Here is a 15,590-nt window from a genome sequence, read left to right on the forward strand (position 1 = left end):
CGTCTTGTATGACCGTGCTTCACCGGACTCCCCCACACCCGGCGCTCAGGCATCGGCCTTTCGACCGAGGAACATCACCAGGGCCAGCGTCGGGAGCAATGCCACCGATGCGGCAGACAGGTTCCAGCCGAAGTGTTCGTAGAGCGGGCTCGCCACCAGCGATCCCAAGGCACCGCCAACGAAGATGCTGGTCATGTACACGGCGTTGAGTCGTGCCCGGCTGTGCGGGTCGATGGCGTACACCTCTCGTTGGCCCAGCACCATGTTCAGTTGCACAGCGAAATCCAGCAGCACCGCACACACCACCAGCCACAGGTAGCTCCTGCCGGGCAGCGCAGCGATCAACAATGAAGCCGGTGCCAGCAGCAGTGCGACCCGTGTTCCGAGGCGGCCGTGACCGGCATCGGCCAAGCGCCCGGCAATCGGCGCAGCAACTGCACCTACCGCTCCGACCAGGGCAAAAATCGCCACCTGCGCCTGGCTGAAGCCGTGGTGACGCATCAGCTCAATCGGCGCAAGCGTCCAGAACAGGCTGAAGCTGGCGAACAATAACCCCTGATACAACGAACGTTGACGCAGCACCGGATGACGACGAGCCAGGGTAAACACCGAGCCGATCAGCGCGGCATAAGTCGCCTGATGCGTCGGCACACGGCGCGGCAGCGCAGCCGCGGTGATCAGGGCGATGACGGCCATCAGTGCCGCCGCGCTGTAAAACACCCCGCGCCAGCCGAACACTTCCACCAGCAGGCTGGACAGCGGACGCGACAACAGAATGCCCAGCAGCAGCCCGCTCATGATATTGCCCACCACACGACCGCGCGTGGCTTCGGGTGCCAGATGCGCCGCCAGTGGCACCAGAATCTGCACTGCAACCGAAGTAAGGCCGATCAGCAAGGAAAATACGAGGAACATCGACGGCGAGTGCGTCAGCCCGGCACACAGCAGCGTTACGCTCGCCGCGAGGGTGAAACCCACAACCAGGCGCCGGTTTTCCATCAGATCGGCCAGCGGTACCAGCAACAGCAGACCCAACGCATAACCAAACTGTGTGAGTGAAACGATCAGGCTGGCATTGGCGCTGGACAGGCCGATCTGCGGCGCGATCAATTCGACAATCGGTTGGGCGTAATAGAGGTTGGCCACGACCGCGCCGCAGCAAAACGCCAGGAACGCGACCATCAGGCCGGAGAGTGAAGCAGGCTGTTCGGCCTTGACCGCTGCCGTGGGGTTACCCGTAAGCATGATGACACCTCGTTGAGTTCGGGAAAGTGATACCAAGGCTAAGGGCATGGGCCGACACAGAGAATCCATCATCCGGGCAATGGAGTGATGCGCCATCCGCAACGACCCCGGCGTTGCTGTTGGCGCAAAGCGCTATTGCGCGACGTGGCAATACTCCGGCGCTTGCGTCTTCTCTACCCTTGGGCACTTGGCGCAGGGCTCTCCATCAGCGCCCTTCCCCGGTTGCTCAAGGAGATGTTCATGACCCCGAATCCATCATCAATGCCCTCCGCGCGTCCCTCGCGTTGCAAATCCTCATGAAGGCCAACTTCCTGAGATCCAGCCCCCTCTGGATCAGCGCGGCCGTCCTCGCTTCGATCGGCGCAATCGGCGCGGCGCTGCTGATGTGGCGCCCGGCGATAGCACCGATTGAGCGCCCGCGAACGTTCGATGCCGCGCAATTGCAGCGCGGTGCGCGGGTGGTCGAAGCAGGCGATTGTGCGGTGTGCCATACGCGTCCGGGCCGTCAATACATGGCGGGCGGGCTGCCGCTGGTGACGCCGTTCGGCACGCTCTACAGCACCAACATCACACCCGACCCGCAGACCGGTATCGGCCAATGGTCACTGCCGGCGTTCGAGCGGGCGATGCGTGAAGGGATCTCCCGCGATGGCCACTTCCTGTACCCCGCCTTCCCGTACGTGCACTACCGGCGCATGAGCGAAGGCGACATTGCCGACGCGTATGCGTACTTGATGAGCGGCCCTGCCGTGAACTCACCGGCCATGCAAAACCGCATGAATTTCCCGATGAACATCCGGCCGCTGGTGTCGTTCTGGAATCTGCTGTTTCTGCATGCAAAGCCGCTGACGCCGGTGGCGCAACAATCTGAAGCGTGGAATCGCGGGCGTTATCTGGTTGAGGGGCCCGGCCACTGCGCAGGCTGCCATTCACCGCTGAACCTGATCGGTGCTGAGAAATCCGGTGAAAGTCTCGCGGGCGGTGAGGTGGATGGCTGGGAGGCGCCTTCGCTGCTCGGCATGGCCCGTCGCGCAAACCCGTGGAGCACTGAGCAGTTGGTCCACTATCTGCGGGCAGAAGTGGTAGCCGGGCACGGCACAGCCGCAGGCCCGATGCGCCCGGTCAGCCTCAGTCTGGCTCGCTTGCCGGTCAGTGACGCCGAAGCGATTGCCGAGTATTTGCTGAGCCTGCAAACCAAGGCGGCAATCACCGAAATCCAACCCGGCGCCGGGAGCGTTGAGACCTTGGACCAGACCAGCGGCGCCCTGCTGTTCGCCAGTGCCTGCGCCGGTTGTCATGCCCCTGCGGCGCCGATGCGCGAGATCGACGGGCGTCCGGCGCTTGATCGCACCTCGGCACTGCAAGCCCCAAGCGCACGCAACTTCCTGAAAACCGTGCTCGAAGGTGTGCCGGCAACTCCGGGCGTGCCCGGACCGGTCATGCCGCCGTTTGCCGCCAGCCTGGACAACATTCAACTCGCAGCCCTGGCGTCATACCTGCGCCAGCAAGCCAGGCCTGACCAACCCTGGACAGAGCTTTCTTCCACTATTGAAGCGATCCGTCAGGAGACGAAATGACCCAAGTCACGCTCAACGTCAACGGCTCGGCCCATGCATTGGAGCTGGAACCTGACATGCCGCTGCTCTATGCGCTGCGTAATCATCTGGGGCTGAACGGCGCCAAATACGGGTGTGGTTTGGGGCAGTGCGGCGCCTGTACGGTCATCGTCGATGACAAGCCGGTTTTTTCTTGCGTGACGCCCTGCGCGGGCCTTGAGGGCAAGAAGGTTCGAACGGTTGAAAGCCTCGGTTCTGCCGAACGTCCCGGCCCTTTGCAGAAAGCCTTTATCGACAAACAGGCGGCTCAATGCGGCTACTGCATCGCCGGCATGCTGATGCGCGCGCAGTCATTGCTGGAAAGCAATCCGCACCCGGACGAGCAGACCATTCGCGAGCACATGGCAGGCAACCTGTGTCGTTGCGGCACCCACCTGCGGATTATCGAGGCAATCAGCCTGGTGGCCGGGCAAAACGGGAGCGCGACATGACGATGGAGAAAAAAGTCGACCACAGTCGCCGGGCGTTCTTGCGTGGAGGCGCCTTGCTGGTGGCGTTTACCCTGGTGCCGGCGGCGCGTCGTGCATGGGCCGACACCGAAGTGGATACCCTCGGCACGGTGGTGCTGGCGCCTGATCTGCCCGGCAGCCTGCGCACCAACCCCTACCTCGATGCGTGGATCCGCGTAGGCCCTGAAGGCATCACCGTCTACACCGGCAAGGTCGAATTGGGCACTGGCGTCAAAACAGCCTTGCTCCAAATTGCCGCCGAACGTCTGGAGGTTTCGCCGACGGCGATCAACTTGCTGACTGCCGACACTGCCCTGACGCCCAACGAAGGCTACACCGCCGGCAGCCACAGCATTTTCGACAGCGGCACCGCGTTGTTCAACGCGGCGGCGCAGGTGCGTGAGTTGTTGCTGCAGTCGGCCGGGCGCAGCTGGGAGCTGGCACCGCCACTGTTGAGGACGCAGGAGGGCGTCATTCACGGCCCTGCCGGACAACGAATGTCCTACGCCGACGCCGTCAAAAACGTCGATCTGCACCTCTATGCCAAGTCCGAATCGCCGGCAATGCCAGCGACGGGTTTCAAGCTGATCGGTCATTCGCTGCCACGGCTGGATATTCCGGCAAAAGTCAGCGGCGGCCCTGCATTTGTCCAGGACATTCGTCTGCCCGGCATGCTGCACGCCCGGGTCATTCGCCCTCCTCGTCCCGGCTGCACGCTGGAGGCCTTCGACGCGGAGTCGATCAAAATGTTGCCGGGGGTTGTGCAGGTGATTCGCGACGGCAATTACCTTGCCGTGGTAGCACATGATGAATGGCAAGCGATCAAAGCCATGCGCAGCGGATATGAATCGGCGCGCTGGAGTGGCGGACAAGCGATACCCGAGTCACGGGACATCCACACATTGCTCGAACATCTGCCTTCACGTCGATACCCGATCAGTCATGAGGGCACCCCACAGGTGGCGACCGACAAGAGCTATCGAGCGCGCGTGACCAAGCAATACCTGATGCACGGTTCCATCGGCCCGTCCTGCGCCGTGGCCTGGTTCAAGGACGGCACCCTCACCGTCTGGACCCACACCCAAGGCGTGTATCCGCTGCGCGCCGGCATCGCCGAAATGCTGCGCCTACCGCCCGAGCGCGTTCGCTGTATCCACACCGAAGGGTCCGGTTGTTACGGCCACAACGGCGCAGACGATGCGGCGGCCGACGCGACGTTGATTGCCATGCGAATACCGGGCACGCCGGTGCGGGTGCAGTGGATGCGCGAGCAGGAAAATCTCTGGGAACCCTACAGCTCGGCGATGGTGACTGAAGTGCAGGCCAATCTTGATGCGCAAGGTCGACTGCAGGACTGGAACTATGAACTGTGGACCACGCCGCATAACGAACGCATCGTCAACGCGGGCCGGTTGCTGCCGGCGCGACTGCTGGCCCGACCGTTCACCTCCGCGCCTTCGGTGCCCATCGCTCAACCTGAAGGCGACGGCGATCGCAATGCCGTGCCGCTGTACACGCTGGCGTCCACTCGCATCAACATGAACTTCGTCACCGAGATGCCGTTTCGCACCTCTGCCATGCGCTCGCTGGGCGCGCACATCAACGTCTTCGCAATCGAGGCGTGCATCGATGAACTGGCCGCCAGGGCCGGGAGCGATCCGGTGGCCTTGCGCCTTGCCCATCTGGCGGATCCCCGGGCGCGGGCCGTGGTGGAGCGCGTGCGCGACGCCATCGGCTGGCCGCAAAAAAGCAGCGAACCTGGCGCGGGCATCGGCTTCGCGTTTGCCCGCTACAAAAACATCATGGGTTATTGCGCGATTGCGGTGCGCTTGCGCGTACATCCGCAGACCGGCGAGGTGCAGGTCGATCACGTCGTCACGGCGGTAGACGTCGGGCAAATCGTCAATCCCGATGGCCTGCGCAACCAGGTGGAAGGCGGGATCGTGCAGTCCACCAGCTGGACGCTGTATGAAAAAGTCGCCTATGACGCCGGGGGCATACGCAGCTACGACTGGAGTGGCTACCCGATCCTGCGCTTTTCGCAGGTGCCGAAAAAGGTCGATGTTCATCTGCTCGACCAACCGGGACAGCCGTTTCTCGGCGCCGCCGAAATCGTCCAGGGACCGATGGCCGCCGCCCTCGGCAATGCTGTGGCGAACGCTACCGGTCGACGCTGGCTGAACCTTCCGCTGACCCGCTCAGAGCAACCGTCCTGACCCTGCGCAGCGTTGCGTTTCACGCAATGCAGCGTAGAGGCTGATGCGGATTATCAAGCGGCATGCAGCGGATTAACTTACAGCCATACGGTGCCTGGCCAAACATCCATCGCCGCCCTGCTCCCTCTTTTCGAAACCTGGAGAAATTCTATGACGCAGCAACTGTTCCAACCCATCGCATTGGGGCCATACACACTCCCGCACCGAGTGGCGATGGCGCCGCTGACCCGCTCACGCGCCGGGCAACCGGGCGATGTCCCGACGGCCATGAACGCCGAATATTACCGCCAGCGTGCGAGCGCCGCGTTGATCATCACCGAGGCGACGCAAATCTCCCGACAGGGCCAGGGCTATGCCTGGACCCCGGGCATCTACAGCGATGAGCAGGTACAGGCCTGGCGCGAAGTCAGCAGCCAGGTGCACGAGGCCGGCGGTTTGATCTTCATGCAACTCTGGCACGTGGGCCGCGTGTCGCACCCAAGCTTCCAGCCTGGCAATGCCCTTCCAGTGGCCCCGAGCGCATTACCCGTGCCGGGCAAGACGTTCATCGTCGACGCGGAAGGCAACGGTGTGTGGGGCGATGTGCCGGTTCCGCGGGCACTGGAAACTTCGGAGATCGCTGACATCATCAACGACTACCGCCGGGCCGCGCGCAACGCGCTGAGTGCCGGGATGGATGGCGTGGAAATTCACGCCGGCAACGGCTATCTGTTGGATCAGTTCATCAACAGCAACAGTAACCAGCGCGAGGACAGCTACGGCGGCAGCCTGGAAAACCGTGCGCGCCTGTTATTGGAAGTGGTTGCTGCCGTCGTCGACGAAGTCGGTGCGCAGCGCGTGGGCGTACGCCTCACGCCGATGGGACGCTTCATGGGCATGGGCGATGAGACGCCGCAAGCTACGTTCGGCCACATCGTGCGTTCGTTGAACCAGTGGAATCTGGCCTACCTGCACCTCGTCGAGCCTGCCGTCGTCGGCACCGTCAAGGACGAGAACTTCGATCCGCGCTGGGATGCAATCATCGGCCAACTGCGTGCAGCGTGGGACGGCGTGCTGATGATCGCCGGTGGCTACGACCCCGAGACGGCGGAACAGGCCTTGATCGACGGCCGCGCGGACATCATCGCGTTCGGCAGGCCGTTTCTGGCCAACCCTGATCTGCCACGACGAATTCGCGATGGGTTGTCGCTCAATGCGCCGGATCCGAGCACCTTCTTCGGTGGCGATCAGCGTGGATACGTGGATTACCCGGCTCACTCCTGACAGGTGAATCCAGGCCATCAATGCACCTTGGCGCGCCCGTGGGCGCCCTGTCCGACGGGCAGGAGCGCCGCGCCAAGGAACTGATGCTGCGTGCAATCAGCCGCAGCGTTTGCATCAGCGAACGGGCTGAACAATGCGCTCCAACACAACCTCCAGTGGATGGCGCAATTGCATGTTGGCAAAGCGCTTCACCTGACTGCGACAGGAGTATCCCGTCGCCAGCGCCTCACCCTTTTTGTCCAGCTTGCCGGCCCATGACTGCTCGAAAATGGTCCGCGAGGTGTCCTGGTTCCGGGCTTCATGACCGTAGGTTCCAGACATGCCGCAGCAGCCGGTCGCCTCAGTCGTCAACTTGAGCCCGAGCCGGGCGAAAACGGTTTCCCATTGCGAAGTGCTGGCCGGGACATTGGTTTTCTCGGTGCAGTGCGCCAACAAACGGAAGGTATCAGTCGCCGGATGCGGATTTTCCGGCAACGCGTCGCAGAGCCATTCCTGGGGTAGCAGGACCTTTGGGCAATCGTTGAGCCCCGGTACTTTCTGATATTCCTGGCGGTAGACCAGGGTCATCGCCGGGTCCAGGCCCACCAGCGGCACTCCACAGTCGGCGAGCGTCTTGAGCTGATGGGCGTTGCGGATCGCCGCCTTGGCGAAGGCACCGAGGAAACCCTGCACATGCAAAGGCTTGCCGTTGGCGCTATAGGGCGCCAGAAACACCCGATAACCCAGCTGATGCGCCAACTGAATGAAGCTCGCCAGCAATGGGGTTTCGAAGTACCGGGTGAAGGCGTCCTGCACCAGCACCACGCTGCGCTCGCGTTGCGCGACAGTGAGCTCGCGCAAGGCTGGCACACTGGCGACAGCGACCTTGCAGCGGGTCAGCGTGGCCTGCAGGTTATGGCGATTGATCAACGGACTGTCGAGCATACCGACCTGTCGCTCAAGCAGACGGCTCACCCATTTCGAGCTCATCACCGCGTTGTACACACCTGGCGCGTAGGCCATGTAAGGCAGGGTGAACTCCAGCGAGCCGATCAAATAGTCGCGCAGCGGGCGTTGATAACGTCCGTGGTACAGCTCCAGAAATCGCGAACGGAATTCCGGCACGTTGACCTTGACCGGGCATTGTCCCGCACAGGATTTACAGGCCAGACACCCCGCCATCGCGTCGTAGACCTCATGGGAGAAATCCGCCTCGCCGCGCGAGCGCGCCAGGTTATTGCGCAACCGCGTTGGTAACCCGCTCAGCCACGACAATTTGCCTCGGGCCGCTTGCAGTACATCGATATTGGCCGCGCCTTGCAGACGCAACCACTCGCGAATCAATGAGGCCCTGCCCTTTGGCGAATGCTGGCGTTCACGGGTGGCTTTCCACGACGGGCACATCGCATCGTTGGGATCGTAGTTGTAGCAGGCGCCGTTACCGTTGCAGTGCACGGCGGAGCCGAAGCTTTGCCAGACGCGTTCGTCGATTTGCCGGTCCAGGTCACCACGCAGCGTGACTTCGTTGACCTTGAGCAAGCCTTGGGCGGCGTCCGGCGGAGTGCAGATTTTGCCGGGATTGAGCTGATTGTGCGGGTCGAACGCGCCCTTGAGCGATTGCAGCGCCGGGTACAGCTCGCCAAAAAACTCGGGGACATATTCCGAACGCAAACCTTTGCCGTGCTCGCCCCACAGCAGCCCCCCATAACGCCGGGTCAGCTCGGCCACGGCATCGGAAATCGGCTTGACCAGAGCGGCCTGGGCCGGATCTTTCATATCCAGCGCCGGACGTACATGCAACACACCGGCATCGACGTGACCGAACATGCCATAGGCCAGGCCATGGCTATCCAGCAAGGCGCGGAACTCAGCGATGTAGTCAGCCAGTTTCTCCGGCGGCACGGCGGTGTCTTCGACGAAAGGCTGCGGGCGAACCTCGCCGTCGACGTTACCCAGCAGCCCGACCGAGCGTTTGCGCATGGTGTATACGCGGGTCACGGCTTCGGCCCCCTCGGCCAGAGTGTGGCCCAGTCGCTCAATCGTCGTATCGGCCTGCAGATGCTCCACGAACGACGCCACGCGAGCATTTACGTCCGCCAGGTCTTCCCCGCTGAACTCCACCAGGTTGATGCCCAGCGTCGCGCGCCCGGCGTCCGCCGGGAAGTACTCGGCGACGCTGTGCCAGACGATGTCTTTCATCGCCAGCATCAACACTTTGGAGTCCACGGTTTCGATGGACAACGGTTTGTGCGCCAATAACGCATTGGCGTCGCGCAACGCATCCATGAAGCTGCTGTAGCGCACGTTCACCAACACCGAATACTTGGGAATCGGCAGCACGTTGAGCTTGGCTTCGACGATGTAGCCCAACGAACCTTCCGCACCGCACAGCACACTGTTGAGGTTGAAACGCCCGTGCTCGTCACGCAGGTGCGCCAGGTCGTAACCGGTCAGGCAGCGGTTGAGTTTGGGGAACACCGACTCGATCAGGTCGGCCTGGGTTTCCTGAATGTGCCGCGCCGTCCGGTACACCTCGCCGATGCGGCCGGGTTGCGTGCATGCCACTTCCAGCTCCGCGTCGGACAGAGGCCGGCTGTGCAGGCGCTCGCCACCGAGCAGCACACTGTGCAGTTCCAGCACGTGATCGCGGGTCTTGCCATAGGTGCAACTCCCCTGGCCGCTGGCGTCGGTGTTGATCATGCCGCCGACGGTGGCGCGGTTGGACGTCGACAGCTCCGGGGCGAAGAACAGCCCATGGGGTTTGAGCGCGGCATTCAGCTGGTCCTTGACCACGCCCGCCTGCACCCGCACCCAACGCTCGGCGACGTTGATTTCCAGGATGGTGTTCATGTGCCGCGACAAGTCGACCACGATGCCATCAGTCAATGACTGCCCGTTGGTGCCGGTGCCGCCGCCTCGCGGGGTCAGCTTGATCTGGCGAAAGCGTGGTTCGGCCATCAAGGTCGCGATGCGTGCGATGTCGTCCGCGTCCATGGGGAACACCGCCGCTTGCGGCAGGCGCTGGTAAATCGAGTTGTCGGTCGCCAGCACGGTGCGGGTGGCGTAGTCGGCGCTGAGCTGGCCACGAAAGCCGCTGGCGCGCAGGGCCTGAAGAAATTCCGGGTAGTGTGCCGCGAGTGCAACGGTGGGCAACTGAGCGATCATCGCAGGCTGTTCTCTTGTCGGTCTAATCATGAAAAAAATCAAAACACTTGTCGCCTGAGCATTAATGGGTCAGCCTCAGGTCGTCGGCTGCGCCAATGATCCTGTAGGCTCTGGCGCCGGACAAACGGATAATCCTGCCGCTATCGATGACTTTTACGAATGAATTACCGTCACCTCACGCCCTCGATGTCGTTGCTGCTGGCCTTTGAGGCCGCCGCCCGCCATGAAAGCTACACCCGCGCCGCGATGGAACTGTCACTGACCCAAAGCGCCGTGAGCCGGCAAGTCCAGGCGCTGGAACAGCAACTGGGCCTGACGCTGTTTCGCCGTGAAGGCCGGCAAGTGCAGTTGACCGATGTCGGTCGTCTCTACCAGCGGGAAATGAGCGAAGCGCTCGGACGCATCCGCAGCGCCACGTTGCAAGCCATGGCTTATCAATCCGGCAGCGGCACCTTGCGCCTGGCCACCTTGCCGACCTTCGGCTCGAAGTGGTTATTGCCACGCCTTCATGACTTCTACAAAACCCATCCCGGCATGCTGGTGCACATCAATTCCCGGATCGACGCCATCGACTTCGAAACCAGCGGTATCGATGCCGCGATCGTCGTCGGCAATGCCGATTTGCCGGGCCTGATCAGCCATCGCCTGCACACCGAAGAACTGATGGTGATCATTTCTCCAGAAGCGGCCGAGCTCCACGACGCCTGGACGCCGGAGCGCATTGGCGCACAGACACTGCTCAACGTCACAAACAATGCCAACGTCTGGGGCGAGTGGTTCAGCCACCACGGCCTGCCCCATCGAATGATGCGGCTGGGGCCGAGTTTCGAACTCACCTCGCACTTGATCCAGGCTGTCAGGGCCGGCATCGGCATCGGTTTGGTGCCACGCATCCTAGTGGCCGACGAGTTGGCCAACGCAGAGCTGATCAGCCTCGATCAGCCCTTCGCCAGCCAGCGCAGCTACTACCTGACCTACCCGCCGCGCAACGAAATGCTGCCATCGCTTATCGCGTTCCGTACCTGGTTGCTGGAACAGATCTGAACGAGTGCGAAGAACAGGCTGTCCACTTTGTTCTTCTATGATGTCCATCAGTTGCGCGCGCAACTGCAGGATTTTTGATGCGTTGGTGGCAAGGAAATTGAGGAATCCATGACTGACCGCGAACAACTCCATCGAGATGGCTTTGCGCTGCTCCGTCGAGCGATCCCGGCCGAGTGGCTGGGTGACATTGTGAACGCCTTGGCATATTTCGACGATTATGGCCCCGAGAACGGCGCAACACGTCTCGTTCCCGGCAGCCATCGCCCTGACCAGGAAGCGCCGCCATTCGACTTCAATGACGAGTCCCGGTCCGTGCAGCTTTCAGGCTCCGTGGGTGACATCCTGGTGTTTGATGTGGATTTAGTGCATGCGGGCAGTCTGAACTCGATCGGCGCACGCCGACGCTCCATCCTGATCAGTTATTTTGCAGAGACGTTATACGCGTCACACCCGGAAACGGTGAGCCTGCGCAGTATCCGGATGGACACGACCGATCGGTTCGACCCTTCGGATTTTACCTGCTCAAGCGGCTCACAAATTTTCTCACCGTTTAAAGCCAGTAAAATCAGCACCTCAAAATAAATTGCGGAAGAACTCATAGCTGCCGCGATGCCTCCAGTTGGCCAAGGCAAAGCAGGCGGACGTCGGTCTAGAGAGATGACTTCTGCTGGCGCAAGTTCAGCTAGTCTAATCACATCACGTACCCAGGAACCGTACCAATGCCGGATCGCTCTGAAGTGAACATAGCCATAACAGACGCTCTCACACTGCTGCTGCACAATCAGCACGCCATATGTGCAGCCATTGGTGACAAATTGGTTCTCTGAAAATGGAACCGAGAATGTCGCCGCTAACACAATGGCGGCCATGGAAACGCTGGATATCAATGCTCAAAGCCTGACAGACGCCAGTCTGCCTATGCGTTGGGCACCTGACTAAACATTCCGTTGCGGGGTCATCCCCATGAGACACAGCGAAAGGCACAAAACACACCGGACAGGCTGGCTCCGCGCTGCTGTTCTTGGCGCGAATGACGGTATCGTTTCAACGGCTAGCCTCGTCCTGGGAGTTGCGGCGGCCGGTGCGAGTTCAAAGAGCATTCTGGTCGCAGGTGTTGCCGGCCTTGTCGCCGGAGCAATGTCGATGGCGGCTGGTGAATATGTATCGGTCAGTTCCCAAGCCGACACCGAACGCGCAGACTTGCTTCGGGAAAGTAAAGAGTTGGCCGCCAACCCCAAGCAGGAGTACGAAGAGCTGGTTGCCATTTACGTCGAGCGGGGATTGGATACAGCGCTGGCTTCAAACGTTGCCACACAGTTGATGCAACACGATGCTCTGGGCGCTCATGGACGCGACGAATTGGGGATATCCGATACATTGGCCGCGCGTCCTGTGCAAGCTGCCTTTGCCTCCGCAGCGACTTTCTCTGTGGGCGCTGCATTACCATTACTGGTGGTTCTGATGGTTCCGACTGCTGCACTTATGTGGGGGGTTGCGGGCAGCTCGCTTCTGTTTCTCGGGCTCTTAGGAGTTCTGGCTGCCCATACCGGCGGCGCCCCCATGATTGCTTCAACTGCTCGTGTCACCTTTTGGGGGGCCCTGGCAATGGCGTTGACCGCTGCGGTGGGTACCCTGTTTGGGGTAGCAGCATAAATGTTTGATAATGAGCAGAACAACATAATGGCCGTCTCGTGGACCATGATGATGGATTGTCTCATTGAGGCGCAAATACCTTTACCCCTCGCGGCGTTTCAATCGATGAGTTCCTGAGCAGTGGCTGCCAGCTGACTGCCAACCCGGTCTTTTAACGTGTCAATAAAGCGAGCGATTTTTGCGTCGACAAACTGTCGTGAGGTGTAGACGGCATAAACCGTTCATAGAACCGCCGCCCCGCATCGGTGACCGCGTTCCGTACCTGGTTGCTGGACCAGATCTAAACGAGCGCGAAGAACAGGCTGACCATTTTGTTCTTCTATGATGTCCATCAGTTGCGCGCGCAACTGCGGGATTTTTGATGCATTGGTGGCAAGGGAATTGAGGAATCCATGACTGACCGCGAACAACTCCATCGAGATGGCTTTGCGCTGCTCCGTCGAGCGATCCCGGCCGAGTGGCTGGGTGACCTTCGTGCCGTGTTCGATGCCGGCGTGAAGCCGGCGGACCAATGGCCAGTGCCGCGTGGCATGGATTGGCGCCATTCGCTGCTGGATTCTGATTCGAAGATTCTGGCGGTGTGTCGTCTGCCGGAGCTGCTGGCGGTGGTGGGTGAATTGATCGAAGAGCGGTTTTTCCTCTCGCAGGTGGAGGGTCGCGAGCCCCTTGCAGGTGGCGGTCATCAGCAGCTGCACCGCGACTTGTCGGCCCAACGGCCCGGCGACATTGTGAACGCCATTGCTTACTTCGACGATTATGGCCCCGAGAACGGCGCAACACGTATCGTCCCCGGCAGCCATCACCCTGACCAGGAAGCGCCGCCATTCGACTTCAATGACGAGTCCCGGTCCGTGCAGCTTTCAGGCTCCGCGGGTGACATCCTGGTGTTTGATGCCGATTTAGTGCATGCGGGCAGTCTGAACTCAATCGGCGCACGCCGTCGCTCCATCCTGATCAGCTATTTTTCGGAGCCTTTATACGCGTCACACCTGGAAACAGTGGACCTGCGAAGTATCCGGATGGACACGACCGATCGGTTCGACCCTTCGGATTTTGCCTGCTCAAGCTATCAAGAATAGCGGACCGGAAACCAACAAGGAGTGCCTGCCATCAATGGCAGCACCACACCCGTCCGACTGACAATCGGACGGGTGTGGTGGCCTTGATGGATTCTCCAGGGGGGATCCACCCCTACAGCTGGGACTTTTTTTGTGCCCGCCACTTTCCTGGGGTCATATTGAATTTACTGGAGAACATTCGGGTGAAATGGGATTGATCAGCAAACCCGCACTCCAAGCCCACTTGAGTAATAGAAAAATCAGTTTGCTCAAGGAATTCTTTCGCTCGGGTTAATCTTGCAAGCTGAAACCAATCACGTGGGGAGTGGCCCGTAGCATTCTTGAAAGCTCGGGAAAAATGACTTCGTGACAAGGAACACTCCTTGGCTACGGCCGAAACCTGAATACCGCAATCAAGGTTTTCCATCATGACTTCTTTTGCTTTTCGCTCCTGCCAATAACTCAGCCTGCCCGGCCCGTTACTGGTCGCTATGAATCGCAGATAGGCGGGAGCCATCGTCATGATCTGCTCAGCGCCCAGCCCGGCGGCACCGATTGCGATGGATCCCCGTTTGTCGCCTCCCTGGCTGGACTTGAAGACTTCTACAACGTCCACGTCGTTCATTGTGACCTCTCAATGTTGGAGACGAGGTCTATTGTGGCCAGCATCATTTTGGCGAAAGCGCTTGATCGGGCCGTCCATGCGCCCGTTTGGGCCAGATCGTTAGCGGGGTTTGCGTAGCCCGCTTGGGGTTAGGCCCAGGTGGCGCTTGAACAGTCGAGCAAGGTATGAGGGGGAGTCCAGGCCTACCGCGAGGCTGACTTCGAGGATCGATAGTGAAGTGCATGAAACAAGCCGGGCGGCCGTTTCCACTCGGGTGCGGTTGGTGAAATCCAGCAGGGTTTCGCCCGTAATGTCTTTGAAGATACGAGTAAGGTGACGCCGTGACAGGTGGAACTCATGCCCAATCGACTCAATATCCAAATCTGTTTCCAGATTCTCCTGAATGTAGCGCTGTATGTCGCGAACCAGCGTCGCCTGCTGCTGATGTTCACTCGGCTGCGGCTGAGTCTGCTGACAAGCGATAACCCGCGCGCACTCCTCGAAGAGCAGATGATTGAGATGGGGTAATTGGCGCTGAAAGGCCTCCGCGGATGCACTGCCTTGCAGTTGGTCGTACAGGCGCAAGATACTTTCCAGCGTCTCTGTTCCTTGCCAGATCCCCGATCGATTTACCTGTTTGGCGAAACCGCTGTAACCGTTCATCTGTCCTTGATGTTTGATGTAAGAGGGATCGACATACAAGGTCATATGTTTCTCCCGCCCCGGAACCGCTTGGGTTGCGTGTGCAAAGTCTGCCGGCACAAAGGAAAACAACCGGGGCGAAACGTGAGCAATCTGACTGCTTTCGGTCGACAGAAATAGCCCTCCCTGGCGTGGTAACAGCAGCATATGACAGTCGTGGGCGTGCCAATCCACGGCGTAGCCACTGGTGTCGCTAGTCTCCAAGTGAAACACTTCGGGCGACTGACCACTGAGCTTGGACGACATGTAGGCCATAAAATAGACCCCTTAATACAAGTGCACCGCTGCAATAGCCTCGTCGGGGCGGTTCTGAGCGGCGGATGGGGACCATCGGTAACAATAGATGCGTCATCATACATACCTTCCCAACGCCGCACGACCAGACCAAAGGGCTCCTCCCCCCTTGACTTGCGCCCGACCCACGCGCACTGCCGATCGCTGTGGATGATCCGGATCATCTCTCCACCAGACAATACGCTCGAATAGTCAAAACATGGGTAACAGCCATCAGACTTGATCCGGCTATGCATTTTTTTGAGGCATGCATTCCTTTCAGGAATGCGCCACATAAAATTAATGAATTTTTATTATTGCTA

General features: G+C 60.4%; 12 protein-coding genes and 2 pseudogenes. 10 read left to right on the top strand and 4 right to left on the bottom strand.

Going from position 1 to position 15,590, the window contains the following annotated elements; genetic code table 11:
* Positions 1–45: 45 nt before the first annotated feature.
* Entirely contained in the window at positions 46–1,245 is a 1,200-nt protein-coding gene (locus PSH69_RS16010; protein WP_305409030.1) for an MFS transporter, read from the bottom strand.
* Between the two features lie 296 nt (positions 1,246–1,541).
* Here PSH69_RS16010 and PSH69_RS16015 point away from each other — a divergent pair, with 296 nt between their 5' ends.
* The 4 genes from PSH69_RS16015 to PSH69_RS16030 all read left to right on the top strand — a co-directional run bounded on the left by PSH69_RS16015 (position 1,542) and on the right by PSH69_RS16030 (position 6,789).
* On the top strand, positions 1,542–2,822 hold the full coding sequence (locus PSH69_RS16015; RefSeq protein WP_305409031.1) for a cytochrome c: 1,281 nt from the start codon (positions 1,542–1,544) through the stop codon (positions 2,820–2,822).
* On the top strand, positions 2,819–3,292 hold the full coding sequence (locus tag PSH69_RS16020) for a (2Fe-2S)-binding protein (RefSeq protein ID WP_111453256.1): 474 nt from the start codon (positions 2,819–2,821) through the stop codon (positions 3,290–3,292). The genes PSH69_RS16015 and PSH69_RS16020 overlap by 4 nt, the downstream gene beginning before the upstream one ends.
* Positions 3,289–5,526, top strand: a complete 2,238-nt coding sequence (locus PSH69_RS16025) for a molybdopterin cofactor-binding domain-containing protein (RefSeq protein ID WP_305409032.1) — start codon at positions 3,289–3,291, stop codon at positions 5,524–5,526. Before PSH69_RS16020 ends, PSH69_RS16025 begins: the two co-directional genes overlap by 4 nt.
* 150 nt (positions 5,527–5,676) lie before the next feature.
* Positions 5,677–6,789, top strand: a complete 1,113-nt coding sequence (locus PSH69_RS16030; protein ID WP_305409033.1) for an alkene reductase — start codon at positions 5,677–5,679, stop codon at positions 6,787–6,789.
* Positions 6,790–6,903: 114 nt separating this feature from the next.
* On the opposite strand, the gene PSH69_RS16035 is transcribed toward PSH69_RS16030, so the two are convergent.
* On the bottom strand, positions 6,904–9,933 hold the full coding sequence (locus PSH69_RS16035; RefSeq protein WP_305409034.1) for an FAD-binding and (Fe-S)-binding domain-containing protein: 3,030 nt from the start codon (positions 9,931–9,933) through the stop codon (positions 6,904–6,906).
* A gap of 159 nt (positions 9,934–10,092) precedes the next feature.
* Between PSH69_RS16035 and PSH69_RS16040 the strand changes: the two genes are divergently transcribed.
* From PSH69_RS16040 to PSH69_RS16060, 5 genes and pseudogenes are all read left to right on the top strand, one after another.
* Positions 10,093–10,977: a LysR substrate-binding domain-containing protein gene (locus PSH69_RS16040; RefSeq protein ID WP_305409035.1), complete on the top strand. Its 885-nt coding sequence runs from the start codon at positions 10,093–10,095 to the stop codon at positions 10,975–10,977.
* Between the two features lie 108 nt (positions 10,978–11,085).
* Complete coding sequence (locus tag PSH69_RS16045) at positions 11,086–11,559, top strand: phytanoyl-CoA dioxygenase family protein (protein WP_111453252.1); 474 nt, start codon at positions 11,086–11,088, stop codon at positions 11,557–11,559.
* 137 nt (positions 11,560–11,696) lie between these two features.
* Positions 11,697–11,916, top strand: a pseudogene (locus PSH69_RS16050) (hypothetical protein).
* 24 nt (positions 11,917–11,940) lie between these two features.
* Positions 11,941–12,630 (top strand): VIT family protein, encoded by a 690-nt coding sequence (locus PSH69_RS16055; RefSeq protein ID WP_111453251.1) that lies wholly within the window; start codon positions 11,941–11,943, stop codon positions 12,628–12,630.
* A gap of 392 nt (positions 12,631–13,022) precedes the next feature.
* Positions 13,023–13,709, top strand: a complete 687-nt coding sequence (locus PSH69_RS16060; RefSeq protein WP_305409037.1) for a phytanoyl-CoA dioxygenase family protein — start codon at positions 13,023–13,025, stop codon at positions 13,707–13,709.
* Between the two features lie 112 nt (positions 13,710–13,821).
* Here PSH69_RS16060 and PSH69_RS16065 read toward each other — a convergent pair whose 3' ends face one another.
* Together PSH69_RS16065 and PSH69_RS16070 are read right to left on the bottom strand one after the other, a co-directional pair.
* Positions 13,822–14,313: an AraC family transcriptional regulator gene (locus tag PSH69_RS16065; RefSeq protein WP_305409038.1), complete on the bottom strand. Its 492-nt coding sequence runs from the start codon at positions 14,311–14,313 to the stop codon at positions 13,822–13,824.
* Positions 14,314–14,412: 99 nt separating this feature from the next.
* On the bottom strand, positions 14,413–15,249 hold the full coding sequence (locus PSH69_RS16070; RefSeq protein WP_305409039.1) for an AraC family transcriptional regulator: 837 nt from the start codon (positions 15,247–15,249) through the stop codon (positions 14,413–14,415).
* Positions 15,250–15,443: 194 nt separating this feature from the next.
* Between PSH69_RS16070 and PSH69_RS16075 the strand changes: the two are divergent.
* A pseudogene (locus PSH69_RS16075) lies at positions 15,444–15,524 on the top strand (integrase); the annotation flags it as partial.
* Positions 15,525–15,590: the final 66 nt, after the last annotated feature.

The sequence above is a fragment of the Pseudomonas sp. FP1740 genome (genome assembly GCF_030687165.1).
GTDB lineage: Bacteria > Pseudomonadota > Gammaproteobacteria > Pseudomonadales > Pseudomonadaceae > Aquipseudomonas.

Excerpts from the sequence above, each read along its gene's own strand:
- PSH69_RS16020 (WP_111453256.1), top strand. The coding sequence starts at position 2,819 with ATGACCCAAGTCACGCTCAACGTCAACGGCTCGGCCCATGCATTGGAG.
- PSH69_RS16015 (WP_305409031.1), top strand. The coding sequence starts at position 1,542 with ATGAAGGCCAACTTCCTGAGATCCAGCCCCCTCTGGATCAGCGCGGCC.
- PSH69_RS16055 (WP_111453251.1), top strand. The coding sequence starts at position 11,941 with ATGAGACACAGCGAAAGGCACAAAACACACCGGACAGGCTGGCTCCGC.
- PSH69_RS16010 (WP_305409030.1), bottom strand. The coding sequence starts at position 1,245 with ATGCTTACGGGTAACCCCACGGCAGCGGTCAAGGCCGAACAGCCTGCT.
- PSH69_RS16030 (WP_305409033.1), top strand. The coding sequence starts at position 5,677 with ATGACGCAGCAACTGTTCCAACCCATCGCATTGGGGCCATACACACTC.
- PSH69_RS16035 (WP_305409034.1), bottom strand. The coding sequence starts at position 9,933 with ATGATCGCTCAGTTGCCCACCGTTGCACTCGCGGCACACTACCCGGAA.
- PSH69_RS16045 (WP_111453252.1), top strand. The coding sequence starts at position 11,086 with ATGACTGACCGCGAACAACTCCATCGAGATGGCTTTGCGCTGCTCCGT.
- PSH69_RS16025 (WP_305409032.1), top strand. The coding sequence starts at position 3,289 with ATGACGATGGAGAAAAAAGTCGACCACAGTCGCCGGGCGTTCTTGCGT.
- PSH69_RS16060 (WP_305409037.1), top strand. The coding sequence starts at position 13,023 with ATGACTGACCGCGAACAACTCCATCGAGATGGCTTTGCGCTGCTCCGT.
- PSH69_RS16070 (WP_305409039.1), bottom strand. The coding sequence starts at position 15,249 with ATGGCCTACATGTCGTCCAAGCTCAGTGGTCAGTCGCCCGAAGTGTTT.
- PSH69_RS16065 (WP_305409038.1), bottom strand. The coding sequence starts at position 14,313 with ATGAACGACGTGGACGTTGTAGAAGTCTTCAAGTCCAGCCAGGGAGGC.
- PSH69_RS16040 (WP_305409035.1), top strand. The coding sequence starts at position 10,093 with ATGAATTACCGTCACCTCACGCCCTCGATGTCGTTGCTGCTGGCCTTT.